The sequence below is a fragment of the Shinella sp. GW821-FHT11G07 genome, from assembly GCF_058808115.1.
The window spans coordinates 1-729 of sequence record NZ_JBXARJ010000044.1 but is presented as its reverse complement, the minus strand read 5'-3'; the positions used below and the strand labels follow the sequence as shown (position 1 = coordinate 729).

The window sequence follows — 729 nt, the reverse complement described above, 5'->3', positions numbered from 1 at the left end:
ATCCTCCAGACGGTCTGCCATGAAATCCATGGACCAGACCATGTTGGGCGCCTCCGGCACAGCAAGTGCATCCGGCTTGTCCCGCTTCAAACGCTTGCGTGGCTTGATCCTGAGGTTCAGTTCCAGCTCACGGTAGATGCGGTAGACGCGCTTGTGGTTCCAGCGATGTCCCTGGACGTTGCGCAGGTAAAGGAAACACAAGCCGAAGCCCCAAGTCCTCTTCGCCCTCGTCAGCCCGATCAACAGGTCGGCGATCTACTCGTTCTCAGCGTTCAGCTTGCGGCTGTAACGATAGCAGGTCTCGCTGACACCAAAGGTGCGGCAGGCCAGCGCAATGCTGACCCCATGTAACGCCACTGCTTGCCCGGCCATCTCCCGGCGTCGAGACGGCCGCGTCACTTTTTTCCAAGAGCCTCTTTGAGAAGTTCGGCCTGCATGCTCATCTCCGCATACATCTTCTTGAGCCGACGGTTCTCGTCTTCCAGAGCCTTCATCTGGCTGATCATCGAGGTATCCATGCCGCCGTATTTGGATCGCCATTTGTAAAATGTGGCCGTGCTCATGCCGTGTTCGCGGCACAGCTCCGGTACCGGGACACCGCCTTCCGCTTGGCGCAGGATCGCAAGGATTTGGGGTTCGCTAAATCTGCTCGTCTTCATCAAAATCTCCTCATGCATATTGCCGAGAAAATTCTACTTTTGAACCCGATTAGTGCGCGGGAGGATTACC

The 729-nt window shown here is 56.7% G+C and carries 1 pseudogene; it reads right to left on the bottom strand.

The window, feature by feature from the left end:
* Nucleotides 1-659: pseudogene (locus AC1RT2_RS32185) on the bottom strand (transposase); the annotation flags it as partial.
* Between the last annotated feature and the right edge of the window lie 70 nt (nt 660-729).